Genomic DNA, 24,728 nt, shown 5'->3' with positions numbered 1-24,728 from the left:
GCCTACTGAGAGTCCCCGGACCGGGTACGCAGTTCCCGGCGGAGGATCTTCCCGGTCGCCGTCTTCGGCAGGTCGGGCAGGATCTCCACCTGCCGCGGGTACTTGTAGGCGGCCAGTCTCTCCTTGCAGTACGCGGCGAGCGCGTCCGGGTCCCCCTCCGCGCCCGGCCGCAGGCTGATGTAAGCCTTCACGGTCTCGCCCCGGTACCCGTCGGGCACCCCGACGACGGCCGCCTCACGTACCGCCGGATGGGTGTACAGCACGTCCTCGACCTCCCTCGGCCACACCTTGAAGCCGGACGCGTTGATCATGTCCTTCTTCCGGTCGACGACGTACAGCCAGCCCTCGGCGTCCATGAACCCGATGTCGCCGGTCCGCAGTTCCCCGCCGGGGAAGGTCTCCGCGGTGGCCACGGGGAGCCGCCAGTAGCCGGGGACGACCTGCGGCCCCCGTACGAGGATCTCGCCCTGCTCCCCGAAGGGAACCTCCGCGCCCTGGTCGTCGACGATCCGTACGACGGTGTCGGGGCCCGGCACGCCCACGGCGAGCGTCCCGGAGACCGGGTCGACGGGAGCTTCCAGCGCGGGCGGTACGGAGGCGCAGGGGGCGGTGCACTCGGTGAGGCCGTAGCCGTTGCGGATGTAGGGGCCGAAGCCGGCCCGGAACTTCTCCACGAGGGCGGGCGGCAACGGGGCGCCGCCGGAGGAGATGTGCCGGAAGGACGAGAAGTGGTCGGGAGTGACAGCCGGGTGCGCGGCCAGGGCCATGAAGGCCGTCGACGGGCCGACCGTGTAGTGCGGGCGGTGCTCGGCGAAGGCGTCCAGGACGACACCGGGCTCGAAGCGGTAGGCGAGGACGAGGGTGCCCGCGCTGTTCAGACTCGCGCCGAGCTGACAGACCATGCCGGTGATGTGGAAGAGGGGCGCCATCGCGAAGTAGACGGGCGCCTCGGGCAGTGGAAGCCCGGTCCGCTGCCGTTCCGCGTTGTACATGATGTTGGCGTGGGTGTTGGTGGCCCCCTTGGGGGAGCCACTGGTGCCGGAGGTGTAGCTGATCAGCGCGATGTCGGCGGGGCGCGGATCACGATCGTGGGCGTCGGGCGCCTGGTGGCCGTAGCGGGCGACCGCCGTCAGGTCTTCGGCGTCCGGGGCCTGCGGCAGCCGCTCGAAGGCGAGCACGCGCGCGTCGCCGCGCGTCTGGAAGTCCAGCTCGCAGCCCGTGAGCACGATCCGCACCGGAGAGTCCGCGGCCGTCTCCCGCAGGTACGACTCCCAGGCCCGGTCGGAACAGATCAGCGCGGCCACGTCACCGTCCCGCAGGACGTGGGCGACCTCCCCCGACTTGTACATCGGGTTGACGGGGACGACGGTCGCGCCCGCCTTCCAGGCTCCCAGCAGGGCGAGCACGAACAGCGGCGAGTTCTGCAGCAGGACGGCGACCCGGTCGCCGCGCTCCAGCCCCCGGGTGACGAGGTACCCGGCGACGGAGTCGCTCAGCTCGTCCACCTCACGGTGGCTGAGCCGACCGTCGAAGTAGGCGAGGAAGGTACGGTCCGGGACCTCGGCGGCCGTCCGGCGGAGTGCGTGGACGAGTGAGTCGTCGGGGCTGATCGGCCCGCGCTGGACGTCGTCGAGGAGGCCCAGCCAGGGCCGCGCCCCGTACCGGGAGCCGGAGCCGGTGTCCGCGTCGGTCATCGGGTGGCCTCCCACTTCTGCTGGATGTGGTTCATGCTGGTCAGCCAGTGTTCGGGGTCGGCGGCCCGCGCCCGGTAGTAGTCGGCGACCTCGGGGTGCGGCAGGATCAGGAACCGGTCCTCCTCGATCCCCTTGAACAGTGCCTCCGCGACCGCCTCGGGCTCGATCGCGGTCGGCGCGAGCACCAGGTCGCCCGCGCTGCCGGTCCCGGCCAGCATGTCCGTCCGCACACCCTGCGGGCAGATGGCGTGCACCTTGAGCCCGCGGTGGCGGTACGTCAGCGACAGCCACTCCGCGAAGGCGTACGCGCCGTGCTTGGTCACGCTGTAGGGGGCCGCGCCGATCATGGTGAGCAGCCCGGCGGCGGACACGGTGGACACGAAACGGCCGCTGCCGCGCTCCAGCCACTCCGGCAGCAGCTCGTTGGCCGCCCGGACGTGCGCCATCACGTTCACGTCCCAGGCGAGCGCCCAGACGCTCTCCTCGGCCGCCTCGGACCCGCCCGAGGGCAGCCCGGCGTTGGCGCAGTAGACGTCGACGGTCCCACCGAGGGCGTCCCGGGCCTCACCGACGATGGCGGAGGCGTCCCCGGCGACCGCGATCCCGCCGATCTCGGCGGCAACGGCTTGGGCCCGCGCGGCATCCAGATCGTTCACCACGACCCGGGCCCCTCCGGCGGCGAACCGCCGGGCCATGGCGGCCCCGATCCCGCCCCCCGCTCCGGTGACCACCACTCCGGCACCCTGCACGACACCCACCATCGGTCTCCTTCGACACGAAACGGCTCCAATGCCCGACCAGACTAACCGGTCGGTATGTAGCAGGAAAGGGCGACTGCAGCTCACCCAGGGGCGCGGGGCCGTATCGATCTGCGGCTCCGCCGCGGGGCGCGACAAGCCACAACGAACCGCACCCTACGAACTACACGCGGAAGCGCCTACGGTGCCGATACCAGCCGCCCAGCCCCCGGAGGGAACCCCCATGCCCCTGTCCAGACGCGGCCTCCTGACAACAACCGCAGCAGCCGCAGCCCTGCCTGCATGCGCGGCAACGACCACCAAACACCGCCCAGAAAGACTCCGCACCGGCTTCGAGAACCTCACCGCCAGGAACTACGCCCCCCTCAAAGGCAAGAAGGTCGGCCTCGTCACCAATCCCACCGGCGTCACCAGGGACGTACGCCACATCGTCGACGTCATGCACGCGGACGACCGGGTGAACCTGACCGCCGTCTTCGGCCCCGAGCACGGCTTCAGGGGCACCGCGCAGGCCGGTGGTTCCGAGGGCCGCTACGACGACCCGGCGACCGGACTCCCCGTCTACGACACGTATCTCAAGAGCGGCCGGCCGCTCGCCGACATCTTCACCGCCTCCGGCGTCGACACCGTCGTCTTCGACATCCAGGACGTGGGCGCCCGCTTCTACACGTACATCTGGACGCTGTACGACTGCATGGAGGCGGCCCGGCTGGCGGGCAGATCGTTCCTCGTGCTGGACCGGCCGAACCCGGTGACCGGACGGGCGGCCCTCGGGCCCGTGCTGCACCGGGAGTTCGCGACGTTCGTCGGACGGCAGCCGATCTCCCAGGCCCACGGGATGACGGTGGTGGAGCTGGCACGGCTGTTCAACAAGGAGTTCCTGGCGGCGCCGGTGGAGCTGGACGCCGTACTGATGTCGGGGTGGAAGCGGTCGGATTTCTACGACGCGTCCGGGCTGCCCTGGGTGCCGCCGAGCCCGAACATGCCGACGCCCGACACCGCGCTGGTGTACTCGGGGACGTGTCTCTTCGAGGGGACGAACCTGTCGGAGGGGCGCGGTACGACCCGGCCGTTCGAGCTGCTCGGCGCCGAGGGGATCGACCGGCGGTGGGCCGCGGCGGCGGAGCGACTCGGGCTGCCCGGGGTGCACTTCAGGGAGGCGTACTTCGCGCCGACCTTCTCCAAGTTCCAGGGAAAGACCGTCGGGGGCGTACAGATCCATGTGCACGACCGGACGGCCTACGACCCGGTGCGTACCGGGGTCGCGTTGCTGGTGACCGCCAAGAAGGTCTGGAGCGGCTTCGGTTGGCGCTCGGACAACTGGATCGACAAGCTCACCGGATCCACTCTGGTGCGCACGATGATCGACGCGGGAGCCGGTCCCGACGAGGTCGTGGCGGGCTGGCAGGAGGAACTGGCGACGTTCCGGCGCATGCGCAGGAAGTACCTCATCTACAAGTGAGCGTGACGTATGGCCAACTCCCCCTGTTAGCGGGACGATACGCCCCACATCACGACACCACGGGGGACGGGGAATGCCATGGCGGATCCGGAGATGAGTGTTTCTCCCTACTGGGAGCTGACGTTCGACGCGGACGGCGACGCGGACGGGCGCGAACGGGAGCGGCTGCTCGCGGAGGTGAAGGCTCGTAAGGTGCGTGACCTCATCGTCTTCGCACACGGCTGGAACAACGACCGGTCCATGGCGACCCGGCTCTACAGCAGGTTCTTCGAGGCCGTCCCCGCACTCGCCCCCGCGACCGCCAGAATCGGCTACGCGGGGGTGGTGTGGCCGTCGATACGCTTCACGGACGAGCCGATCCCCGACTTCCAGCGGTCCTTGACCGCCACCGCCCTGCCCGAGGCGACCGGTCGGCCCGGGCTCGACAAGGACACCCGGCACGCGCTCCTCGAAACGTTCCCCGGGCGGGCCACGCTCGTCGAGCAGATCGCCGGGCTGCTGGACCGGCAACCGGGACACGACGAGGCCCTGGAGGAGTTCGGGGGGCTGGTGCGGCTGCTGGTCGAGGTGGAGCCGGAGGCCCCGCAGACGGGGTTCGCGGGGGACCTCCTCCTCTCGGGCGGCGAGCCGGAGGGCACCCCCGAGATGTTCGCGGGGAGCACGGCGGAGGTCTGCGAGGAGTTCGCCCGGGCGCTGTCCAGGCCCGAATCCCCGGACGCCGTCGCCGAGTTCGCCCTGCCCAATCCCTGGAACGGCGCGAAGGAACTGCTGCGGCAGGCCACGTACTACGCGATGAAGCGGCGGGCCGGAACGGTCGGAGAGCGGGGCCTCGGGCCGGCGCTCGGGCGGCTCGCCGAGGCGGCGCCCGGGGTGCGGGTGCATCTCGTCGGGCACAGTTTCGGAGCGCGGCTCGTGTCGTTCGCGCTGAGCGGGCTGCCCGAGGGGGTGCGCACGGTGAAGTCGGTGACGCTGCTCCAAGGGGCCTTCTCGCACTACGCGTTCGCGGCCCAACTCCCGCACGACACCCGCGGCGGCGGCGCGTTGAAGGGTCGGCAGAACCGAATCGACGGCCCCCTGGTGTGCTGCTACTCCCGGTACGACGGGGCGCTCAGCACGTTCTATCCGCTGGCCTCGCGCATGGCGGGCGAGAGCCGGGGCGTGCTGGCGGCCGACCGGTCCGTCGCGGGCTTCACCGTCGCGGACGCGCTGGGTCCCGAGTGGGGTGCGATGGGCCACGACGGTGTCCAGGCCGTGCCAGGGACGGTCGGGTTGACGATCGCCGAGGCGCTGGGGGCGGGGAAGCTGCCGGTGAGCGGATGCGTGAACGTCGACGCGGCGGCGGTGGTCAGGAACGGCGGGGCTCCCTCGGGGGCCCACAGCGACATCTGCCACTCGGAGTTGGCGCAGGTGGTGCTGGCGGCGGGCCGTGTCCACTGACCCGCCGCCGGCACCACCAAGGGCACCTCAACTATTGCCGGTTGTCACCCGATGTCGCCTGTTGTCACCGGTGTGACGTGAACTCGACGACCTGCTGGTAGGTCGGACGGTTCTGCCAGCTGATGTTGTAGTGCTTGATGCCTCCCAGGGTGCGCTGGAGGATCGAGTCGGCGCACCACTGGTTGCCGGCGGTGGTGCAGAGCTTGTCGGCGGGGTAGACCTGGGCAGCCGTCTTGCCCGCCGCGGTCTTCAGGGTGCTGATCAGGATGTCCCGGCAGCCGCTGAGGGTGCCGCCGCCGCAGTACTTCTGCGTCAGCCCGCCCTGCACCGAGTCACCGAGAACCGCCCGGATGTCCTTGTCGACGTAGCTCCACCAGCCGTACTGGAAGGAGCTTCCCGCGTGCGCACCGGTCGGGCCGTGTGCGGCCGAGGGGGCCTCGTCGACGGGGAGGTTGGTGGTGATGGCGGTGTAGAGGTCGGTGCCGAGGGCCGGCTGGAACTCGGCCTGCACCAGCAGCGGCCACCAGGCGTCCAGGATGCGGATCGCGTCGGCGTTGGCGTACGTCTTCGAACCCGCCGACGTCTCCGTGCGCTTGCCGCCCGCCGTCACCCATGCCGACAGCTTGCTGACGGCTGCCGCGGCCGTGGTGTCGGTGACCGTCGAGCTGTTGAGGACCCGCAGCAGCTTGGGCAGCACGTCCTCGGCCCGTAGATCGGTGAGCGCGGCGTCGGCCATCGCCTTCACCAGCTGCGCCCGGGTCACGCCGCCCGCCGCGACGAGTTTCTTGACCCGGTCCTCCAGGAGGTTGCCGCGGTGGACGGACCCGTCGCCCCAGGAGGCGGTGGTGTAGTCCTTGGCCTGTTTGTTGTTCCAGGAGATGTAGTAGTCCTGGTCGATCGAGTTGGGGTGGGCGGAGGGCGGCGTGTAGGTGGCCGTGTTGGTCGTCGGGTTCCAGCCCTGCCACTCGTACGCGGACTGTGCCCAGACCGGGAACTCGGCGTCGACGCCGTTCGCGCGCACCGGGTTGTCGCCGCTGTTGTAGTACGCGGTGTGCGTGGAGTCGGCGTAGAACCAGTTGAAGGTGTAGTTGATGTGCTGGACGGCGGTCTGGAAGGTCGCCGGGCTCTTCACGTAGTCCGGGTCGTTCAGCATCTGGAAGCCGATGATCGAGTCGGCCTCGTGCATGTAGGAGGAGCGCAGGTTGGTGTAGGCGACCTTCTTCCCGCCGACCGTCGCCCGATGGCTCACCGGACCGTACTTGGTGCGGTAGACCTGCATCCGGTAGGAGCCGGCCGCCGTGCCGTCGGCCGTGGTCGGCTTCCAGGCGTTGGTCTGCTCGAGCTTCTCCATGGCCGTGCAGGTGCCGTGGTAGAGGTAGTGGACGTCGTCCTGGCAGAGCTCGACCGCGTACGAGTCGATGATGTCCTGCCCGGAGGTCGTCGCGCTCCACGCGTAGTCCTGGCCGCGGCCGAGTTCGACGTACATGCTCAGGCCCGCGAAGGACGCGCCGCGCGCGCTGAGGCCCGGGCCCTGGATCTCCTGGAGCATCAGCAGCTGCGGGGCGAAGTAGCCCGTCTGCGGCCCGAAGACGGCGATCGGGTGGCCGCTCGCGGTCTTGGCGCCGCTCACCACCAGGGCGTTGGACATGCCGCGCTTGGCGGAGGTGAGGGCGGTGGCCGTCGCCGTGGTGGAGGCGGTGGTCGCGGTCGTGGTGGCGGCGCTGCCCGTACGGTCGTACACGAGCGGTTCCTCGGTGACCGTACCGGCGTCCGGCAGGGCCTCGCCCTGCGGGTCGGCGGGCGCGGTCGCGTAGGGGAAGCTCTCGCCGTTGTGGACGGTGAGGGCGGCCTCGGGGTCGTTGCGCTCGCGGAACGCCTCCCAGACCTTGGTGCCCTGGACGACGCCGTACTGGGACTGCGCGGCCATCAGCGAGATCGCGTTGTTGACCTCACCGCCGCCGCCGGAGCCGAAGAGCGCGCCGATCACGGAGGCCAGCGCGACCAGGTCGGTGGCCTTGAAGTGCTGGATGGTGCCCGCGTTGGTGACGGAGTCCTTCCAGCCGGTGAGGACGTACTCGCCGGGGAAGGTGCGGGCGCTGTCGGAGGCGTCGATGTAGGAGTTGATGCCCGCGACATAGGCGTTGACGTCGGCCAGGGCCTGCTGGCCGCGGGCGCCGTTGGTGGCGACCGCGTTGTCTATCTGGGCCTGGAGGTCGGCCTCGGTGTACGGGGCGTGGCGCCAGAACTCCTGCTCAAGGCCCTGGTTGGAGGGGTCACCGCCCGCGAAGGGCGTGAGCTGGCCGCGTCCGACGTGCCGGAAGACGTCCATCAGCCAGAGGCGGTCCTGGGCGGCGGCGTACCCGGCGCCGAACTCGGTGCCGTAGCGGGTGGTGCCTGTGATGTGCGGCACACCCGTCTTCTTGTCGCGGACGATCGTCACGTCGGTGCGGCCGGCCGGCGCCAGGGTGGAGGCGACCTGGTCGGCGGCGACCCCGAACGAGGAGTCGTTGAAGAAGTTGTTGATCGTGGTGTTGGTGAGACCGGTGTATCCCGTGGCCAGGTTGGCATAGGGCCCGAGCTGGTCTTCCGCGTGGTCGGGCTGCGAACCGAAGGCCTGGTTCAGGAGGATCTGGGCGAGGGTGGCGTTGCCGTTCTGGCCGGGCGGCAGGATGTCCGAACACTGTCCACCGCAGTAGTCGTTCGCGGCGGCGGCCTGGGCCTCGGTCGCCGGGGAGAGCGGAGAAAGCGGCGACAAAAGACCGGCAATGAGTGTGCATACGGCTGCGGTCTTCAGGAACCCGAAGAGTCCGCCGGGAGTTCTCAGTCTGTCGAAGGTTCTATCGACGGTGTTGCCTGGGGTGCGCCGTGACATGGCAGCTCCTCCGGACCGGGGGGTGGGCCACTCCGAACGGAGTGGGCCAGAGGTTACCGCCGGTATCCCCGCGATAGAAGATGAACATGCGTCACTTTTGAACAACGTGGTACAGGAATTGCGTTGGGGAGTGCGGGGGCAGTTCGCGGCGCTGGAAGCGAATCCGGTCCGGCGCCGTGCTCAACAGGTGTTGCACAGACAGCCGACAGGTGCGGGAGGTAACCGTGAAGGGTGGTCCGGCGGACGGCTTAGAGCCGTTGACGTCGGTCCCGAGGGGGCCCGGCGAACGGCTTATGGCCGTCATCGGAAAACAGATGGAGCCGAATCGCTTGTCGATACGTCTATTCGGCGACGTCCGTTCGACGACGCCGAAGTGACCGAAGTACAGGTGCAGATGTGACGGAGGTGCAAGGCGATGGCCGGTTTCCGGAGTCTGGCGAGACAGGTGCGGGACCCGCGGTGCGATCTGGCACTGCGGCGGTACTCGCTCCGTAAGTGCCTTGAGCGGTTCGCCCCTTACGGGCACAGGGCGACCTGGGACCACCTGTGCTCCCGGGCCGGGTTCGGACCGGAGGACCGGTCTCCCGATCCAGCGCGGCTCGTGGCCGCACTGGACGAGCTGGAGGAAGCGCGTTCGGTCTGGCAGGCGTACGAGGTGGAGTTCGCGAAGCGCCGCAAGAAGGAGAAGTTCGACGGGCTGCGCAGGCCCGGGAGCGTGGACGACTGGCATCGGCTGACCTGGGGTGGGTTCGGGGTGGCCTGGTGCGACGACCCGGGGGTGCACCCCCACGAACCGTTGGCCGAGGTGCTGCGACGGCTGATCGCCGCCCTGGAACGCGAACCGGGCTCGGTGTGCCCGGTGTGCGACGGGGAGCGCCTCACCTGGAAGTACGACCTGGCCCATGAGCCGTCGTCGGGTCCCGTCTGCACGGAGTGCGGCATCGTGGTGCCGCGGCCCGTACTGACCCCCGAGGCCCTGGCGGAATCCAGGCGCGGACGACTGCTGCTCGCGTCGGCCTGAGCACGACGGGGGTGCGCCGGGGATGCCGCACCCCCCGATCGAACCGGTCGACGAACCGACCGGCGAACCGTCCGGCCGAGGCCCGCTGTCAGTGGCGGACGGCACCATCGGGGCATGACCCAGGTGTGTCTCAACGGCTCGCGGGGCGCCGCGCACGGCGCGCTGATTCCGCTGTCGCCGGGAGCGATGGCGGACTCCGCGGCCGAGGCGGTCCTGGCCGGGGCGACCGATGTCCACGTCCATCCCAAGTCTCCCTGCGGGCAGGACACCCTGTCGCCGCGCGCGGTCGCGGCGACACTGACGGCGATACGGTCGCGGGTCACCGTGCCCGTCGGCGTGACCACGGGCGCCTGGGCCGAGCCGGATCCGGCGCTGCGGCTGGAGCGGGTAAGAGGCTGGACGGTGCTGCCCGACCACGCCTCCGTCAACTGGCACGAGCCGGGCGCGGAGGAACTGGCGGCCCTTCTCATCGGTCTCGGGGTGGGCGTCGAGGCCGGCGTCTGGTCCGGGACGGACGGGGCGGCACGCTTCGCGGCCTCACCCCTCGCCCCGAAGGTCCTGCGCGTCCTGGCAGAGGTGACGGACACCGACCCGACCACGGCGGAGGCGACGGCTCACACTCTCCTCGCCGACCTCGCCGCCTCCCCGCACGGCCGCCCGGTCCTCCTGCACGGCGAGGACGCCGGCACCTGGCCGGTACTCCGCCTCGCGGCCCGCCTGGGACTGGCGACCCGCATCGGCCTCGAAGACACCCTCCACCTGCCGAACGGCGAACGGGCCAAGTCCAACGCCGAGCTGGTGAGGGCCCTGTAGGGGCGCGGGGAACCGCGCGACAAGCCACAACGAACCCGCGGCCAGTCACGAACGCACCCCCGGCGGAGCCCATAGCACCAACAAAATCCATGGCTCCACCCCTTTCCCACAAGGAGAGTTGGCGAAGATGAGACCCCACTGAGGAGCCACCCATGTCGACGCTGCGCGTCACCGCCGAAGTCCTGACCATCCACCCCCACCCGAACGCCGACGCCCTCGAACTCGCCCAGGTGGGCCTGTATCGCGCGGTGGTCGCCAAGGGCGCGTACCGCACCGGCGAGGCGGCCGTGTACATCCCCGAGCAGTCCGTGCTCCCGGGTGAACTGGTGGACGAGCTGGGGCTGACCGGGCGACTGGCGGGGACCGGCTCGGACCGGGTCAAGGCGGTACGACTGCGCGGCGAGCTCTCGCAAGGCATCGTGTGCCGGCCCCGCGCGCTCACCGGCGTGGACCTGGCGCGGGCCGCCGCCGAGGGCGCCGACTTCGCGGAGCGGCTGGGCATCGTCAAATGGGTGCCGCCGATCCCGCCCACCATGAACGGCGACGTCGAGTCCGCGCCCGACCTGCTGAGCTGGGTCGACATCGAGAACATCCAGCGATACCCCGGCATCTTCACACCGGGCGAGCCGGTCGTCCTCACCGAGAAACTGCACGGCTCGGCCTGTCTGCTGACGTATCTCGCGGACGAGGGGCGCGTCCAGGTCTCCTCGAAGGGATTCGGCGCCAAGTCGCTCGCCCTGAAGGAGGACCCGCGCAATCTGTACTGGCGTGCGGTGACCGCCCACGACGTGGCCGGGGCCGCCGCCGAACTCGCCGAGCGGCTCGGGGCACGCCGGGTCGGAATCTTCGGCGAGGTCTACGGAGCGGGCGTACAGGATCTGACGTACGGAGCGGACGGGCGGCGCGAGACGCTCGGGTACGCCGTGTTCGACGTGTCGGCGGAGGTCGACGGGGAGGTCCGCTGGCTGGACGCGGCAGAGCTGCTGGAGGGCCGACTGCCGCTCGTACCAAAGCTGTTCGAGGGCCCGTACGACATCGACCGGATCCTGGAGATCGCGAGCGGACGCGAGACGGTGTCCGGGCGGGGGCTGCACCTGCGGGAGGGTGTCGTGATCCGGCCGGCCGACGAGCGGTACAGCGCGGTGACCGGCGGGCGGGCGATCGCCAAGGCGGTCAGTCCCGCGTATCTGACACGGAAGGGAGGGACGGAGTTCGAGTAGCCGGACCGGCGCCGCGCCTCTCCACCATCAGGCGGGATCCTGCCTGGCGTTGACCGAACGCGTCGTCCGGGTTGGAGAGGACGCAGCCTTCCAGGGACAGACAGCCGCAGCCGATGCAGTCGGTGAGATGGTCCCGGAGCCGGTTCAACTGCTTGATGCGCTCGTCGAGTTCGGCGCGCCAGGTCTCGGAGAGCCGGGACCAGTCCTCCCGGGTGGGGGTGCGTTCCTCGGGGAGTTCGGCGAGCGCCTCGCGGATCGTGGCGAGCGGAATGCCGACGCGCTGCGCGGCCCGGACGAAGGCGACACGGCGCAGCGCGTCACGGCTGTAGCGGCGCTGGTTGCCCGAGGTGCGGCGACTGGTGATGAGACCCTTGGACTCGTAGAAGTGCAGGGCGGAGACAGCGGCGCCGCTGCGGGCGGCGAGCTGGCCGACCGTGAGTTCGTGGATCTTCTCGGGAATCTGGGGCACCCCTCGAACCCTACCCACCCGGCAAGGACCACAGTCCGTTGACATGGAGCCCACGGCCTACCATGCTAAGCAGTCGCTTAGACACAGTGGCGAGGAGGCCGGGAATGGCAGAGCCGAGGATCTTCACGGGTGCGGACGACCTGAAGGCGGCGGTGGGTGAGCAACTGGGCCACACCGACTGGCTGGAGATCGACCAGAAGCGGATCGACCTGTTCGCCGACGCGACCGGCGATCACCAGTGGATCCATGTGGACCCGGAGAAGGCGGCCGGCGGACCCTTCGGGACGACCATCGCGCACGGCTATCTCACCCTGTCGCTGCTGCCGCTCTTCGGGCCGCAGCTGATCAAGGTCGAGAACGTGAAGATGGGCGTCAACTACGGGACGAACAAGGTCCGTTTCCCCTCCCCCGTCCCGGTCGGCTCGCGCCTGCGCGCCACCGCGCGGATCTCCGGGGTCGAGGACGTGCCCGGCGGAGTACAGGTGACCGTCGCCTTCACCGTGGAGCGCGAGGGCGGCGACAAGCCGGTGTGCGTCGCCGAGTCGGTGTCGCGTTACTACCTGTGAGCCGGTGAACGCGGGCTACCGGGCCCCCACCATCCGCAGCACGAGGTCGGCGTAGAGCCCGCCGACCTCGTCCGGTGTGCGCGAACCGTTGACGTTGAACCAGCGGGCCACGTCGACACACAGCGACAGCACGGCGAGCGTCGTGCCCTGCATGTCGACCACGTCGAACTCGCCCGCCTCCACCCCGTCCTCAAGGATCCCGCGCACCTCGGCGTCGCACTGGCGGCGCAGCGCGAGGATCTCGGCGCGGGCGTCGGGGCCGAGGGAGTCGAGTTCGTACTGCACGACCCGCGCGGTGGTACGCCCTCCGGCGTGCCAGCGGACGAAGGAGCTGACGGCCTCCGCCAGCCGTTCGGCCGCGGTGCCCTCGGTCCGAGCCGCCGTACGCAGGATGTCGACGGCCCGCTCGTGGCCGATCCTGCTGATCCGGTGGAGCAGCTCTTCCTTGGTCTTGTAATGGATGTAGAGCGCGGCCGGGCTCATACCGGCCCGGCCCGCGATGTCACGGGTCGTCGTCGCGTGGTAGCCACGCTCGGCGAAGGCCTCCACCGCGGCGACGAGCAGCCGCCGGGCCGCGTCGGGGGTCACCTCACCCCACGGCGCCGCCTCGCCGCCGGCTGTCTGCTCCGCCGTACTCATCGCCCGTTCGCCCCTTCCACCGACAGTGACCCCCTACTGTACCGCCGCGGGTGAGCGAGCGCTTAGGGTGCCTGTTCGGGGCCTTGCGGATCAGTGCTTCTCGGATCAGTGCTTCTCGAAGGGGTCGTACTCGGCGAGCAGCTTCTCCAGCCGGGCCTGGTCGACCCGGCTGACGATCTGCCCGGCCTCCTGGCGGTCACGGATGACCTTCGCCAGGGTGAAGGCGGAGGTCACCAGGTAGAGGACGGCGATCCCGAGGAAGCCGCGCACCCAGGCGTCGGCCTGCAACCGGAAGATGCCGATGGCCGTCGCCCCCATGGCGATCCCGAAGGACGCGACGGCCTGGCCGTAGAAGGCCGCCGTGCTCTGCTGCTTGACCGGTGTCTCACTCATGAGGACAAGAATCGGCCGACGTGGCCCGTGCCACATCCGTCGAGATACTCAGCCGGATACTCAGCTTGCCCTCCGCCCACGGGCCTCAGAAGGCCGACACACCGGTCAGCGCACGGCCGATCAGCAGTTTCTGGATCTGGCTCGTGCCCTCGTAGAGGGTCATCACGCGGGCGTCGCGCAGGAGTTTGCCCACCGGGTACTCGTCGATGTAGCCGTAGCCGCCGAAGACCTGCAGGGCGTTGTTCGCGGCGCGGACGGCGGCCTCGGAGGCGAAGAGCTTGGCCTTGGACGACTCGGTGACGAAGGGCAGGCCGCGGTCGATCAGGTCGGCGACGCGCCAGGTCAGCAGCCGCGCCGCGTCGACGTCCACGGCGATGTCACTGAGCAGTTCCTGCACCAACTGGTGCCGTGCGATGGGCCCGCCGAACTGCTCGCGCTCGCCCGCGTACCGGACGGCGGCGTCCAGGGCGGCCTGGGCTATCCCGACGCATCCGGCGGCGACGGACATCCGCCCCTTGGCGAGGGCCGACATGGCCACGGAGAAGCCCTTGCCCTCGGGTGCCAGCATCGCCGAGGCGGGTACGCGCACGTCCTCGAAGACCAGCTCGGCGGTGGCCTGACCGCGCAGCCCGAGCTTGCCGTGCAGGGTGCGGCGGGTCAGTCCGGGGGTGTCGGTCGGCACGAGGAAGGCGGAGACGCCCTTGTGGCCGGGGGCGTCGGTGGAGCGGGCGAAGAGCAGCACCACGTCGGCCCAGGTGCCGTTGGTGATGAACATCTTGGTGCCGTTGACCAGGTAGTCCTCACCGTCGCGCACCGCCCGCGTGCTGAGGTTGCCGGCATCGGACCCGGTGCCCGGTTCGGTCAGACCGAAGCAGCCGACGTACTCGCCGGAGGTGAGGCCGGGCAGCCAGCGGCGCTTCTGCTCCTCGCTCCCCCAGTGCGCGACGGACTTGGCCACCAGCCCCAGGGACACGGACACGATCCCGCGCACGGAGGAGTCCCCGCGGCCGAGCTCCTCGGTCACCAGGCAGTACGCGAGATGGTCGCCGCCCGAGCCGCCGTACTCCTCGTCCACGGTCAGCCCCAGGAAGCCCACGTCGCCCAGCTTCTTGACGATCGACCGGTCGACGTCCTCGGCACGGTCCCAGGCGACGACGTTCGGGGTGATCTCACGCTCGACGAAGTCCCGGGCGAGCCGCTGGACAGCGGTCTGCTCCTCGCTCAGTTCCAGGTTCACGACGAGCCCCACCTCATGAAAATTAGCACTGCTAGTTTACGGCGACAGCCCTACTATGTGGGCCATGGCACGACCGCGCAAGCCCCTCCTCAGCACCGACCTGATCGCCGAGACGGCGCGGGCGCTGGTGGACGCGGAAGGCCTGGCCGCCCTGTCGACGCGTCGGCTCGCCGCCGAGCTGGGTGTCAGCGGACCGTCCCTCTACAACCACTTCCGCACGAAGGACCAGATCCTGGAGGCGGTCGCGGACTCGGTGAGTGCGCTGGTCGACCTGTCGATGTTCGACCGGGGCGACGGGGCCGGGGAGCGCCCGGACTGGCGTACCGCGCTGCACGACTGGGCGGTCTCCTACCGGGCGGCCCTGCGCGACCACCCGAACATCGTTCCGGTGATGGCTCGCGGACCCGGCCGCCGCCCCGCCGGCCTGCGCGTCGCCGACGCCGTCTACGGCGGGATGGTCGACGCGGGCTGGCCGCCCGCCCAGGCCACGTCGATCGGCGCGCTGATGCGGTACTTCATCATGGGCTCCGCGCTCGGCTCCTTCGCCGGTGGCTTCGTGGACGACGAGAGCGCCTACGACCCGGCCGCCTATCCCCACCTCGGACAGGCCCACCTCCTCTCCGAGCAGCAGGAGAAGATCGACGAGCGGGCCTTCGAGACCGGCCTGACCGCGCTGTTGGACGGGCTGGCCCAGCAGTACGAGCAGCTGAAGCGACCTGCGTAGACAGCTCGGCGCGCACACTTCGGTGGGCGCCGAAGTGTCCGTACCTCATGCTGGGCCCATGACCATCACGAGGGATGCGAGGAGTACGAGGAGGCCTGGCCGCGCGTCCGGTCTCGCGGCGTTGGCCGGGCTGATGTCGGACGAGACGCGGGCCGGTTTCCTGCTGGCGCTGCTGGACGGGCGGGCGTGGACCGCCGGAGAACTGGCGCGCGATGCCGGGGTCGCCGCGTCGACCGCCAGTGAGCACCTGAGCCGGCTCGTCGCCGGTGGGCTGCTCACCGAGGAACGCCAGGGACGGCACCGCTATGTGCGGCTGGCCGACGCCCGCGTGGCCCAGCTCGTCGAGGAACTCGCCGCCCACGTCGGGCCTCCCTCGGCCGAACCGCCGCGCACGCTGCGGGAGTCCGGTGCCGGCTCCGCGATGGCACGCGGCCGTACCTGCTACGACCATCTCGCCGGACGGCTCGGCATCGCCCTCACCGACGCACTGACCGGGCGGGGGCTGCTCAGCCAGGACACCGGGTTCGCGCTCACGGGCGCCGGGCTGCACTGGTTCGCCACCCTCGGCATCGACCTCGACCGCTCCGGGCGCCGCCCCCTCACCCGCGCCTGCCTCGACTGGACCGAGCGCCGCCCCCACCTGGCGGGCATCGCGGGCGCCGCCCTGTGCCGGCACGCCCTGGACGCCCGCTGGTGCGAACGCATCGGCTCGGAACGGGCGGTCCGGGTGACCCCCGAGGGGGAACAACGCCTCGCCCAGCTCCTCGGCATCGAGGCGACGGCCCTGCGCTGAGCCGCCGTACGAACCGGCCGCCGTACAGCCCGCACCCGGCCTCGCGTCGGAAAATCGCGAGCCCTTCCCGCTCGTCCTGCCTAGCCTCTGGAGCATGATGACCTCCTCCCCGACCTCGCGCCCGGCCCCCCGTGCGGAGGTGCTCGCCACGGTCGCGGCCTGTGTGACCGTGGTGCTGTGGGCCTCCGCGTTCGTCTCGATCCGCAGCGCGGGGGCCGCCTACTCGCCGGGGGCGCTGGCGCTCGGACGGATGCTCGCCGGGTTCCTGACGCTGGGGGCGATCTGTCTCGTACGGCGGGAGGGGCTGCCGCCCCGGTCGGCGTGGCGCGGGATCGCGATCTCGGGGGTGCTCTGGTTCGGGATGTACATGGTGGTCCTGAACTGGGGCGAACAGCAGGTGGACGCGGGGACGGCCGCCCTCGTCGTGAACGTGGGCCCGATTCTCATAGCCCTGCTCGGTACCAGGCTGCTCGGCGATCCGATGCCGCCCCGGCTGCTCGCGGGCATGGCGGTGTCGTTCGCGGGCGCGGTGACCGTGGGGCTGTCGATGTCCGGCGGGGGCGGTACCTCGGTGCTCGGGGTGGCACTGTGTCTGCTCGCGGCTGCCGCGTGGGCCACGGGCGTCGTGGCGCAGAAGCCGGTTCTCGGCCGGGCGAGCGCCCTTCAGGCGACCACGTTCGGCTGTCTGGTAGGTGCCCTGACCTGCTTGCCGTTCGCCGGGCAGCTGGTCGGCGAGGCCGCCGACGCGCCGCTCTCGGCCACCCTCAACATGATCTACCTGGGCGTCTTCCCGACCGCGCTCGCCTTCACGACCTGGGCGTACGCGCTGGCCCGTACGACGGCCAGCCGGATGGGCGCGACCACCTACGCCGTGCCCGCCCTGGTCGTCCTGATGTCCTGGCTGGCACTGGGCGAGGTGCCGGGACTCCTCACACTGGCGGGCGGCGGACTGTGCCTCGCGGGGGTCGCGGTGTCACGGTCCAGGGCGCGTGGGCGGGCGCAGGTGACGGGGTCGGCCGTGGCCGCCGAGGAGGTCGCCCCGGAGCGGCCACGGCCCGACAGGGCCGACGAGTCAGCGTGAGCGCGCCCTGTCCCCACGGCCCGGGGAGGGGGACGGCGCCGGTCGCGTCGCCGTCAGATGGGCGTACACGACGATGTTGCCGCTGTAGCCCGTCCGTCGGTCGTAGCCGCCGCCGCAGGTGATGAGCCGCAGCTCGGGGCGGGCGCGGGCGCCGTACACCTCCTTGCTGGGGAAGTGCGCCTTGTCGTACGTCTTCACGGCGTCGACGGTGTAGACCGCCGTACGCCCGTCCGCGCGCCGGAGTTCGATCAGCCGCCCCGGGGTGACTTCGTCGAGGCCGATGAACACGGCGGCCCCGGCGCGGGTGTCGCGATGCCCTACGACGATCACCGTGCCGTTCTCGCCGGGAGACGGCCCGTCGGCGTACCAGCCGGCCAGGTTGGAGTTGTCGGCCGGGGGCGCGGTGAGCTGCCCGTGCCGGTCGAGGTGCAGGTCCACGACCGGCGCCTCGACATCGAGGTACGGGACGGTGAGCTTCGTGGGACGGGAGCGAGGGAGCAGAGCGGGCCCCCGTGGCGCGGCAGGCCTTGCCGGGCGGGCCACGGGCGGCGTCCGAGTGACGGACCCCGGCCGCCCGCGCACGGGACCGCCCGTCCGGGCCGGGACGGCGGGTTCGGGCCGTCCGGTAACCGTCGGCGGTGTGGGTGTAGGTGTCGGTGTCGGTTCCCGTACCGCCCTGGCACTGTCGCCGGTCTGGCCGGTCCCGGTGGACGGTGCGGCCGGTGCCCCGTCGGTGGCGGTGACGGGTGCGGGGGCGGGGTCGTCGACCCGGGCCCACCAGACGCCGCCCACCGCCAGGGCGACGGTCAGGACGACCGTGCGCGTCAGGCGGTAGGCGCGGGTCCGGCGCCAGGGCCTGGGCCGACGGATGTCGTTACGCCGCTCCATCGGCGCGCCGGCGCGTCCGGAGGTAGACCACTCCGCCGACCACGATCAGGCCCACGGCGGCCGCACCGGCGACCGGCGAGAATGCCTCCGCCCGGGCGACACCGCCGCCGCCCGCGGGTACCCCGCCCTGCGGACCGCCCGGGCCGCCGAGCCCACCCGGGCCGCCGGTCGGGGGCGGGGTCGGGGTCTGGGTCGGGCTGCCGATCGGGCAGTCGACCTGGAACACCTTGTGCTTGCCCGCGCCGTTGCCGCCGACGATCTTCCAGGTGAGCTTGTACTGACCGTCCGGGAGCGCGAGAGGCATGGTGTGTCCGGTGCCGTCGTTCTCCAGCTGGAGGGTGTCGGCGAGCGTGGCGCCGTTCGCCACCAGGGGCTGGGTCTCGATGGACCACTCGATGTCCTGGTTGTCGGGGAGGTCGTCGAAGTTGAACGCCGCGAGGTAGAAGTCGCAGACCTTCGGCTCGTTCCTCTGGTCGGTGAAGGGCGTACCCACCTTGTGGATCTTGACGTCTCCGTTGTCGCCGGGAGCGGCGACGGCGGGGGCCACGACGAGGGTGGTGCCCGCGAGGGTGAGGGCCGCGAGCGCGGCGGTGCGGACGCCGGTCCGGCGTGGACGGAGTGAGGTGGTCATGCGCAGTTCCTCCGAGTCAGATGATTTTCATACAAATCCCGCTTCTTCTGACTCTCTTTCACATCCGCGCCCTCAGGAGCGGGTGCACCGCCCTACGCACCGTCAGACATCACCCGTCCGGCCCCTGCCGTCCCGAGGGCGCCCCTGATCTCCTGTGCCGGTCCGGGGCGGCCGGTTCCACACCGGCCCCCGGCCCTGGCTCCGCCCCCGGCCGCAGCGCGCTCCCCGCCGCCAGCAACAGCAACGCGCCGAGCATCACGAACGGCGCCGCCACGCCCGTGACTCCGGCGACCAGACCGGCCGTGGCGGGCGCGGCGACCTGGCCGAGCCGGTTGCCGGTCAGGCGTAGCGCGAGGGCGGTGGAACGGGCGCCGGCCGGGGCCGCCTGCACGACCGTCGTCATCGACAGCGGCTGTCCGACGCCCAGGCAGAAGCCGAGCACCGCGAGCATCAGGGCCAGCCCCCACACCGGCACCGGCAGCGCGATCCCCGCGCAGAGCACCGCCGCGAGCAGACAGGTCACGGTGAGCAGCACCCGGCGGCCGAGCAGCCGCAGCAGCGGGGTCAGCACCAGACGGCACGCGATCGTGGCCGCCGCGCGCAGTCCGAGGAGTACGCCGATCACCGCGGGCGCGATGCCCCGGTGCTCGCCGACCACCGGAAGGTAGGCGGTGAGGATGTCGGTCGCGGACAGCACCGCGAGGCTGACGAAGATGCCCGCCGGCACACCCCGGGTGCGCAGGATGCGGTGCACGGGGACGCGATCGCCCTGCTCCGTACGGGACTTGACGGCCGTACGGTCCTCGACGCGCCACAACGACGTGAACGACAGCGCGGCGACCCCCGACGCGACCAGCAGGGCGCGGGCGCTGGTGGCCGCCATGTCGTGGCCGCCGATCAGCGCGCCCGCCGCCATCGGGCCGATGAACTGGCCCAGTGAGACGCCGATGGTGAAGTGGCCGAAGTTGCGGTCCTGTTCGTGCGGGGCGGACCGGCGGGCGACGATCGACTGACCGCCGATGACGAAGCAGAGGTGGCCGAGGCCCATCACCCCGCTCCACGCGGCCATCATGCCGAGGGAGTTGGCGGTCGCTCCGAGAGCGCAGCCGCCGGAGACCAGGATCGCGCCGACGGTCAGCAGGGGCGCGCAGCGGCCGTGGTCGGTGCGGCGGCCCAGGGGTACGGCGGCGAAGAGCGGGAGCAGGGCGTACGCGGCGGCGATCACGCCGATCGCCCGCTCGTCCGCGCCCAGCGCGAGAGCCCGGTAGGAGACGGCGGGCCGAGCCATCGACACCGCCCCCTGCGTGAAGCTGAAGGCGATGACGAGGCGGAGCAGCCAGCCGCGGTTCCCACCGGGCCTCATGGTGTTGTCCTTCCGGACGGATGCGCGGTTGCGACGCCGATCAGAGAACACCGGTCGGAGCATGCCGGTCAGATGATCCCGAACAGGATGCCTGCCCCGAGGATCGTCAGGGATGTCAGCACGGCCCACTTGACCACGAACCTGGTGTGGTCGCCGAACTCGACCTTCGCCATACCCACGAGGACGTAGACGGCCGGGACGAGCGGGCTGGACATGTGCAGGGGCTGGGCGATGAGGGAGGCGCGGGCGATCTCCAGCGGGGAGACACCGTGGGCGGCGCCGGCCTCGGCGAGCACCGGCAGGACGCCGAAGTAGAAGCCGTCGTTGGACATGAAGTAGGTGAGCGGGATGCTCAGCAGGCCGGTCACGAAGGCCATGTGCGGGCCCATGCCGTCGGGGATGTTGTCGACGAGCCAGCGGGCCATGTGGTCGACCATGCCGGTGCCCGTGAGGACGCCGGTGAAGACGGCGGCGGCGAAGACCATGCCGGAGACGTTGAGGACGTTCTCGGCGTGGGCGCCGAGTCGGGCCTTCTGGTCGGGCATGTGGGGGAAGTTGACCGTCAGGGCGAGCGCGGCGCCGAGCAGGAACAGCACCGGGATCGGCAGCCACTCCATGATCATCGAGGTGAGCAGCGTGACCGTGAGGAGCGCGTTGAACCAGTAGAGCTTGGGTCGCAGGGTGGCACGGTTCGGGTCGAGGACCTTCAGCATCCGGTCGTCGTCATCGTCGCTGTCGCTGTCACTGCCGCTGCCGCCGGCGCTGCTGGCCTCGGTACCCGAACCTCCGGTCGGCGCGGCCGACTTGCCCGCACCGGACGCCGTACCCGTGGCCGGGCCCGTGGTCGAACCGGCGCCGACGAGGACGGTCTCCGTCTCCGGCTCCTCCACCAGGACCGTGTCCAGGGTGAGCACGCCGAGCCGCTTGCGCTCGCGGCGGCCGAGGACGTAGGAGAGGGCGATGACGAAGGCCAGGCCGACGGCGAGCGCCGGGATCATCGGGACGAAGATGTCGCTGGCGTCCAGCTTCAGGGCCGTCGCGGCACGTGCTGTCGGGCCACCCCAGGGGAGGGTGTTCATCACACCGTTGGCCATCGCGGCGACGCCGGTCATCACGACGAGGCTCATCTTGAGGCGCTTGTACAGGGGGTACATCGCCGAGACCGTGATCATGAAGGTGGTCGAGCCGTCGCCGTCGAGGGACACGATCGCCGCGAGGATCGCCGTACCGACGACTATGCGCAGCGGGTCCGCCTTGGCGAACTTCAGGATGCCCCGGACGATCGGGTCGAAGAGGCCGACGTCGATCATCACACCGAAGTAGACGATCGCGAACATGAGCATCGCCGCGGTGGGGGCGAGGCTGGTGACGCCGTCGATGACGTAGTCACCGAGCTTGGCGCCCTTCCCGACGAAGACGCAGAAAAGTGCCGGGATCAGTACGAGCGCCGCGATCGGCGACATCTTCTTCATCATGATCAGGACCAGGAAGGTCGCGATCATCGTGAAGCCCAGGATGGTCAACATGAGTGGGTTACCTAACGTTCGCCCTTGAACTCCCACCGGAGTCGGCAGTGCGTTGACGTTAGGTCGGCCCCACAAGTCTTAACAAGACGTTGACGTGCGAGCAATAAGCGCAAAACTCCAGGTCACAGCGTTGTGCCTGCTGGCGCGAGATCGATGGGTACACCATTCAGCACGGCGTTGCCCGACAGCGGGTCGAGAAGCCGGCCGTCGAGGAGCTGGTTGACGTTGACACCGGGGTCGGTGGCGGCGTGCGCGAGGCGGGTCCCCGGCCGGTCGTGTCCCCACCCGTGGGGCAGGCTCACGACCCCCCGCCGTACGACGTCGGTGATCTCCGCGGGGGCCACCACCTCTCCCCCGGCGCCCTTGATCCGCACGGGGGCGCCGTCGAGCACGCCGAGGCGGGCGGCGTCCTCGGGGTGGATGTGCAGGGTGCAGCGGTTGGTGCCGCCGGTGAGGGCGGGCACGTTGTGCATCCAGCTGTTGTTGGAGCGGAGATGGCGTCGGCCGATGAGCACCATCCCGGCGGGGCGCTCGCCCAGGGCCTCCCGCAGGCGCGGCAGGTCCTCGGCGATGGGTCGCGGCAGCAGTTCGATCCGGCCGCTGCGGGTCTTCAGCGGCTGCGGCAGACGCGGCTGGAGCGGCCCGAGGTCGATGCCGTGCGGGTGGTCGAGCACCTTGGCCAGGCTCAGCCCGTCCGGTCGTGCGCCGAAGCCGTCGCCGTACGGGCCCAGGCGCAGCATCAGGTCGAGGCGCCGCTCGGGGCCGGTGTCGCCGCCCAGCTCCTTGGCGAGTTGCTGCGGATCGCGCCCGTGCACCGGGGAGTGGGGTTCCTTGACGGCCTTGCCGAGGGTCTGGTCGATGACCATGGCGTCCACGGCGGCGGGGTCGGCGCCGTGCATACCGGTCGCGGCCAGCACGAGCCGCGCGAAGATCTCCGTCTCGGCCATCCTGCCCGGCTCCAGGGGGACGGCGGGGCGGTTGTAGCGGACCTGGTTGTGGACGGCCAGGGTGTTGAGGGCGAAGTCGTGGTGCGGGCTCTGCGAGGGCGGCGGCGGGGGCAGGACGACGTGCGCGTGGCGCGAGGTCTCGTTCAGGTAGGGGTCGACGCTGACCATGAAGTCGAGCGAGTCCAGCGCCTTGTCGAGCCGGTCGCCGTCGGGTGCGGAGAGGACGGGGTTGGCGGCGACGGCGATGAGGGCCCGGATCGGCTCGCCCGCGGCGGTGGGGGTGTCGATCTCCTCGGCGAGCGCGGAGAGCGGCAACTCGCCCTTCGCCTCCGGGTGTCGGCTCACGCGCGAGTGCCAGCGGCCCAGCGTGAACCCGTGGCTGGGTCCGGCCGGCCGGGGTGTCCTGTCGGTCGCCGCCTGCGGGAAGAGGGCACCGCCGGGCCGGTCGAGGTTGCCGGTGAGGATGTCCAGGACGTCGACCAGCCAGCTGGCGAGGGTGCCGTACGGGACGGTGCAGGTGCCGAGGCGGCCGTATACGGCGGCGGTGGGCGCGGCGGCGAGTTCACGGGCGAGGGCGCGGATGGTGCCGGCGTCCACGTCGCAGGCCTCGGCGACGGCCTCGGGGGTGAAGTCCCGTACCGCCGCCTCGACTTCGTCGACCCCTTGGACGTACGGCGCCAACTCGCCCAGGTCGACGAGGTGTTCGTCGAAGAGGACCTGGGTCATCGCGGCGAGCAGCAGGGCGTCGGCGCCGGGGCGGATCGCGATGTGCCGGTCGGCGAGCTTGGCGGTGCGGGTGCGGCGCGGGTCGATGACGGTGAGCGTGCCGCCGCGCGCCCGCAGGGCTTTGAGCTTGCCGGGGAAGTCGGGCGCCGTGCACAGACTGCCGTTGGACTCAAGGGGGTTGGCACCGATGAGCAGCAGATGGTCGGTGCGGTCGAGGTCGGGTACGGGGATCGCGTTGGCGTCGCCGTACAGCAGTCCGCTGGAGACGTGCTTGGGCATCTGGTCGACCGTGGAGGCCGTGAAGACGCTGCGGGTGCCGAGGCCGGCGAGCAGGACCGGCGGGTAGAGGCCCCCGGCCACGGTGTGCACGTTCGGGTTGCCGAAGACGGCTCCGACCGAGTTCGCCCCGTACCGCTCGACCACGCCCCGGATGCCGGCGGCGACAGCGTCGAAGGCCTCTGCCCAGCTGGCCTCGCGCAACTCGCCGTCCCGGCGCACGAGGGGGGTGCGCAGCCGGTCGGGGTCGCTGTCGAGGGCCCCGAAGGAGGCACCCTTGGGGCAGATGAACCCCTGGCTGAACACGTCGTCGCGGTCGCCACGGGCACTGGCGACCCGGCCGCTCTCGATGGTGAGCGTCAGTCCGCAGGTGGCCTCGCACAGGGGGCAGACGCGCAGGGCTGTGCGGGATTCGGTACGGGAGTCGGTGGGGCTGGACACGGGTCCTCCCGGTTGGGTGGCGGCGCCGGTGACGCACGGTCGGAGCCGAGCATACCGACCGGTACGGATGGAGGGGAGAGGTTGCGCGTACTCACCTCGGCCCCGCCCGCCGGACAGGCCCGGAGCTCAGTCCAGGACCCGCGCCAGATACGCCCGGAGCAGTTCCCGCATCTCCGCGATGATCCGCTCGTCACCCTCGGGGGTGACCCGGAAGGCCAGGTGGACCAGGGTGTCGGCGGTCTCCGTGGCGACCAGGAAGGCGCGGCGCAGGTCGTCGTCCGGCTCACGGTCGAGAACGCCGGAGAGAAGGGTGGCGAGGGTGTCGGCCACGCGGTGGTTGGGTTCGGCGTCGCGTTTGCCGACCGGGATCTGGTTGCCGAAGTCGACGAGGGAGAACCCCGGCGCCGTCCGTTTCATGGTCAGGTACTCGTCGAGCACGGCGTCCATGGCCTCGCGCCACCCGCCGCCGCTCTCCTGCCGGAGGCGCTCGGTGACGCGCGCGATGAAGACCTCCAGGTTCCGCTGGGCCAGCGCGTCCGCCATGGCGCGCTTGTTGCCGAAGAAGCGGTACACGGAACCTATGGGGACTCCGGCGCGTATCGCCACCGCCCGGGTGCTCAGGGCGTCGTAGCCGACCTCGTCGAGGAGGTCGGCGCAGGCGTCGAGGATTCTGGTCAGCCGTTCGGCACTGCGCCGCTGTACGGGCGCACGACGTAGCGAGGTCGCTGGGGGCACGGGCCTCATCATGCCG

At 71.0% G+C, this 24,728-nt stretch carries 22 protein-coding genes; 9 read left to right on the top strand and 13 right to left on the bottom strand.

What is annotated here, in order from left to right; all coding sequences use genetic code 11:
* Positions 1-2: 2 nt before the first annotated feature.
* Entirely contained in the window at positions 3-1,694 is a 1,692-nt protein-coding gene (locus PV734_RS04575; RefSeq protein WP_319094195.1) for a class I adenylate-forming enzyme family protein, read from the bottom strand.
* Entirely contained in the window at positions 1,691-2,455 is a 765-nt protein-coding gene (locus PV734_RS04570; RefSeq protein WP_319094196.1) for an SDR family oxidoreductase, read from the bottom strand. The genes PV734_RS04575 and PV734_RS04570 overlap by 4 nt, the downstream gene beginning before the upstream one ends.
* A gap of 220 nt (positions 2,456-2,675) precedes the next feature.
* Here PV734_RS04570 and PV734_RS04565 point away from each other — a divergent pair, with 220 nt between their 5' ends.
* Positions 2,676-3,914, top strand: a complete 1,239-nt coding sequence (locus tag PV734_RS04565; protein WP_319094197.1) for a DUF1343 domain-containing protein — start codon at positions 2,676-2,678, stop codon at positions 3,912-3,914.
* A gap of 78 nt (positions 3,915-3,992) precedes the next feature.
* The gene (locus tag PV734_RS04560; protein WP_319288816.1) at positions 3,993-5,351 is read left to right on the top strand and encodes a serine-threonine protein kinase; all 1,359 of its coding nucleotides are present in this window, start codon (positions 3,993-3,995) and stop codon (positions 5,349-5,351) included.
* A 64-nt stretch (positions 5,352-5,415) separates the two neighbouring features.
* Here the strand turns inward: PV734_RS04560 and PV734_RS04555 are convergent, their stop codons facing one another.
* Entirely contained in the window at positions 5,416-8,223 is a 2,808-nt protein-coding gene (locus PV734_RS04555) for a penicillin acylase family protein (RefSeq protein WP_319094199.1), read from the bottom strand.
* 415 nt (positions 8,224-8,638) lie between these two features.
* Here PV734_RS04555 and PV734_RS04550 point away from each other — a divergent pair, with 415 nt between their 5' ends.
* From PV734_RS04550 to PV734_RS04540, 3 genes are all read left to right on the top strand, one after another.
* A complete protein-coding gene (locus PV734_RS04550) occupies positions 8,639-9,244 on the top strand; it encodes a hypothetical protein (protein WP_006382008.1) in 606 nt (201 codons plus the stop codon).
* Between the two features lie 114 nt (positions 9,245-9,358).
* Positions 9,359-10,057 carry a 3-keto-5-aminohexanoate cleavage protein gene (locus tag PV734_RS04545; protein WP_319288815.1) on the top strand — a complete coding sequence of 233 codons (699 nt, stop codon included), beginning with the start codon at positions 9,359-9,361 and terminating at the stop codon, positions 10,055-10,057.
* Positions 10,058-10,209: 152 nt separating this feature from the next.
* Entirely contained in the window at positions 10,210-11,277 is a 1,068-nt protein-coding gene (locus PV734_RS04540) for an RNA ligase (ATP) (protein ID WP_319288814.1), read from the top strand.
* Here the strand turns inward: PV734_RS04540 and soxR are convergent.
* Positions 11,231-11,746: a redox-sensitive transcriptional activator SoxR gene (gene soxR / locus PV734_RS04535; protein WP_319094202.1), complete on the bottom strand. Its 516-nt coding sequence runs from the start codon at positions 11,744-11,746 to the stop codon at positions 11,231-11,233. The genes PV734_RS04540 and soxR overlap by 47 nt on opposite strands.
* 104 nt (positions 11,747-11,850) lie before the next feature.
* Here soxR and PV734_RS04530 point away from each other — a divergent pair, with 104 nt between their 5' ends.
* Positions 11,851-12,312, top strand: a complete 462-nt coding sequence (locus PV734_RS04530) for a MaoC family dehydratase (protein WP_319094203.1) — start codon at positions 11,851-11,853, stop codon at positions 12,310-12,312.
* A gap of 15 nt (positions 12,313-12,327) precedes the next feature.
* On the opposite strand, the gene PV734_RS04525 is transcribed toward PV734_RS04530, so the two are convergent.
* From PV734_RS04525 to PV734_RS04515, 3 genes are all read right to left on the bottom strand, one after another.
* Positions 12,328-12,951, bottom strand: coding sequence for a TetR/AcrR family transcriptional regulator (locus PV734_RS04525; RefSeq protein ID WP_319094204.1), 624 nt, complete (start codon positions 12,949-12,951; stop codon positions 12,328-12,330).
* 105 nt (positions 12,952-13,056) lie between these two features.
* Positions 13,057-13,344 (bottom strand): YiaA/YiaB family inner membrane protein, encoded by a 288-nt coding sequence (locus tag PV734_RS04520; RefSeq protein ID WP_189146418.1) that lies wholly within the window; start codon positions 13,342-13,344, stop codon positions 13,057-13,059.
* An 85-nt stretch (positions 13,345-13,429) separates the two neighbouring features.
* Positions 13,430-14,581, bottom strand: a complete 1,152-nt coding sequence (locus PV734_RS04515) for an acyl-CoA dehydrogenase family protein (protein WP_319094205.1) — start codon at positions 14,579-14,581, stop codon at positions 13,430-13,432.
* A gap of 64 nt (positions 14,582-14,645) precedes the next feature.
* Here PV734_RS04515 and PV734_RS04510 point away from each other — a divergent pair, with 64 nt between their 5' ends.
* The 3 genes from PV734_RS04510 to PV734_RS04500 all read left to right on the top strand — a co-directional run bounded on the left by PV734_RS04510 (position 14,646) and on the right by PV734_RS04500 (position 17,179).
* Entirely contained in the window at positions 14,646-15,305 is a 660-nt protein-coding gene (locus tag PV734_RS04510; protein WP_319094206.1) for a TetR/AcrR family transcriptional regulator, read from the top strand.
* Positions 15,306-15,363: 58 nt separating this feature from the next.
* A complete protein-coding gene (locus tag PV734_RS04505) occupies positions 15,364-16,098 on the top strand; it encodes a winged helix-turn-helix domain-containing protein (RefSeq protein ID WP_319094207.1) in 735 nt (244 codons plus the stop codon).
* A gap of 94 nt (positions 16,099-16,192) precedes the next feature.
* Positions 16,193-17,179, top strand: a complete 987-nt coding sequence (locus PV734_RS04500; RefSeq protein ID WP_319094208.1) for a DMT family transporter — start codon at positions 16,193-16,195, stop codon at positions 17,177-17,179.
* On the opposite strand, the gene PV734_RS04495 is transcribed toward PV734_RS04500, so the two are convergent.
* The 6 genes from PV734_RS04495 to PV734_RS04470 form a co-directional block, all read right to left on the bottom strand.
* Positions 17,171-18,067 carry a class F sortase gene (locus tag PV734_RS04495; RefSeq protein ID WP_319288813.1) on the bottom strand — a complete coding sequence of 299 codons (897 nt, stop codon included), beginning with the start codon at positions 18,065-18,067 and terminating at the stop codon, positions 17,171-17,173. The genes PV734_RS04500 and PV734_RS04495 overlap by 9 nt on opposite strands.
* The gene (locus PV734_RS04490) at positions 18,054-18,698 is read right to left on the bottom strand and encodes a hypothetical protein (protein WP_319288812.1); all 645 of its coding nucleotides are present in this window, start codon (positions 18,696-18,698) and stop codon (positions 18,054-18,056) included. The genes PV734_RS04495 and PV734_RS04490 overlap by 14 nt, the downstream gene beginning before the upstream one ends.
* Positions 18,699-18,807: 109 nt before the next feature.
* A complete protein-coding gene (locus tag PV734_RS04485) occupies positions 18,808-20,061 on the bottom strand; it encodes an MFS transporter (RefSeq protein ID WP_319094211.1) in 1,254 nt (417 codons plus the stop codon).
* A gap of 68 nt (positions 20,062-20,129) precedes the next feature.
* A complete protein-coding gene (locus tag PV734_RS04480; RefSeq protein ID WP_319094212.1) occupies positions 20,130-21,587 on the bottom strand; it encodes a citrate:proton symporter in 1,458 nt (485 codons plus the stop codon).
* 122 nt (positions 21,588-21,709) lie between these two features.
* Complete coding sequence (locus PV734_RS04475; protein ID WP_319288811.1) at positions 21,710-23,977, bottom strand: molybdopterin oxidoreductase family protein; 2,268 nt, start codon at positions 23,975-23,977, stop codon at positions 21,710-21,712.
* 126 nt (positions 23,978-24,103) lie between these two features.
* Entirely contained in the window at positions 24,104-24,721 is a 618-nt protein-coding gene (locus tag PV734_RS04470) for a TetR/AcrR family transcriptional regulator (RefSeq protein WP_319094254.1), read from the bottom strand.
* Positions 24,722-24,728 lie beyond the last annotated feature (7 nt).

Source organism: Streptomyces sp. AK08-02 (genome assembly GCF_033795085.1).
In the GTDB taxonomy this organism is placed as follows: Bacteria; Actinomycetota; Actinomycetes; order Streptomycetales; family Streptomycetaceae; genus Streptomyces; species Streptomyces echiniscabiei.
Note: the sequence above shows the minus strand (reverse complement) of the source record. Positions and strands in the feature narration are given on the sequence as shown.

What these genes read in the sequence shown, in the direction of transcription:
- PV734_RS04575 (WP_319094195.1), bottom strand. Translation starts at nt 1,694, where the DNA reads ATGACCGACGCGGACACCGGCTCCGGCTCCCGGTACGGGGCGCGGCCC.
- PV734_RS04570 (WP_319094196.1), bottom strand. Translation starts at nt 2,455, where the DNA reads ATGGTGGGTGTCGTGCAGGGTGCCGGAGTGGTGGTCACCGGAGCGGGG.
- PV734_RS04565 (WP_319094197.1), top strand. Translation starts at nt 2,676, where the DNA reads ATGCCCCTGTCCAGACGCGGCCTCCTGACAACAACCGCAGCAGCCGCA.
- PV734_RS04560 (WP_319288816.1), top strand. Translation starts at nt 3,993, where the DNA reads ATGGCGGATCCGGAGATGAGTGTTTCTCCCTACTGGGAGCTGACGTTC.
- PV734_RS04555 (WP_319094199.1), bottom strand. Translation starts at nt 8,223, where the DNA reads ATGTCACGGCGCACCCCAGGCAACACCGTCGATAGAACCTTCGACAGA.
- PV734_RS04550 (WP_006382008.1), top strand. Translation starts at nt 8,639, where the DNA reads ATGGCCGGTTTCCGGAGTCTGGCGAGACAGGTGCGGGACCCGCGGTGC.
- PV734_RS04545 (WP_319288815.1), top strand. Translation starts at nt 9,359, where the DNA reads ATGACCCAGGTGTGTCTCAACGGCTCGCGGGGCGCCGCGCACGGCGCG.
- PV734_RS04540 (WP_319288814.1), top strand. Translation starts at nt 10,210, where the DNA reads ATGTCGACGCTGCGCGTCACCGCCGAAGTCCTGACCATCCACCCCCAC.
- PV734_RS04530 (WP_319094203.1), top strand. Translation starts at nt 11,851, where the DNA reads ATGGCAGAGCCGAGGATCTTCACGGGTGCGGACGACCTGAAGGCGGCG.
- PV734_RS04525 (WP_319094204.1), bottom strand. Translation starts at nt 12,951, where the DNA reads ATGAGTACGGCGGAGCAGACAGCCGGCGGCGAGGCGGCGCCGTGGGGT.
- PV734_RS04520 (WP_189146418.1), bottom strand. Translation starts at nt 13,344, where the DNA reads ATGAGTGAGACACCGGTCAAGCAGCAGAGCACGGCGGCCTTCTACGGC.
- PV734_RS04510 (WP_319094206.1), top strand. Translation starts at nt 14,646, where the DNA reads ATGGCACGACCGCGCAAGCCCCTCCTCAGCACCGACCTGATCGCCGAG.
- PV734_RS04505 (WP_319094207.1), top strand. Translation starts at nt 15,364, where the DNA reads ATGACCATCACGAGGGATGCGAGGAGTACGAGGAGGCCTGGCCGCGCG.
- PV734_RS04500 (WP_319094208.1), top strand. Translation starts at nt 16,193, where the DNA reads ATGATGACCTCCTCCCCGACCTCGCGCCCGGCCCCCCGTGCGGAGGTG.
- PV734_RS04495 (WP_319288813.1), bottom strand. Translation starts at nt 18,067, where the DNA reads ATGGAGCGGCGTAACGACATCCGTCGGCCCAGGCCCTGGCGCCGGACC.
- PV734_RS04490 (WP_319288812.1), bottom strand. Translation starts at nt 18,698, where the DNA reads ATGACCACCTCACTCCGTCCACGCCGGACCGGCGTCCGCACCGCCGCG.
- PV734_RS04485 (WP_319094211.1), bottom strand. Translation starts at nt 20,061, where the DNA reads ATGAGGCCCGGTGGGAACCGCGGCTGGCTGCTCCGCCTCGTCATCGCC.
- PV734_RS04480 (WP_319094212.1), bottom strand. Translation starts at nt 21,587, where the DNA reads ATGTTGACCATCCTGGGCTTCACGATGATCGCGACCTTCCTGGTCCTG.
- PV734_RS04470 (WP_319094254.1), bottom strand. Translation starts at nt 24,721, where the DNA reads ATGAGGCCCGTGCCCCCAGCGACCTCGCTACGTCGTGCGCCCGTACAG.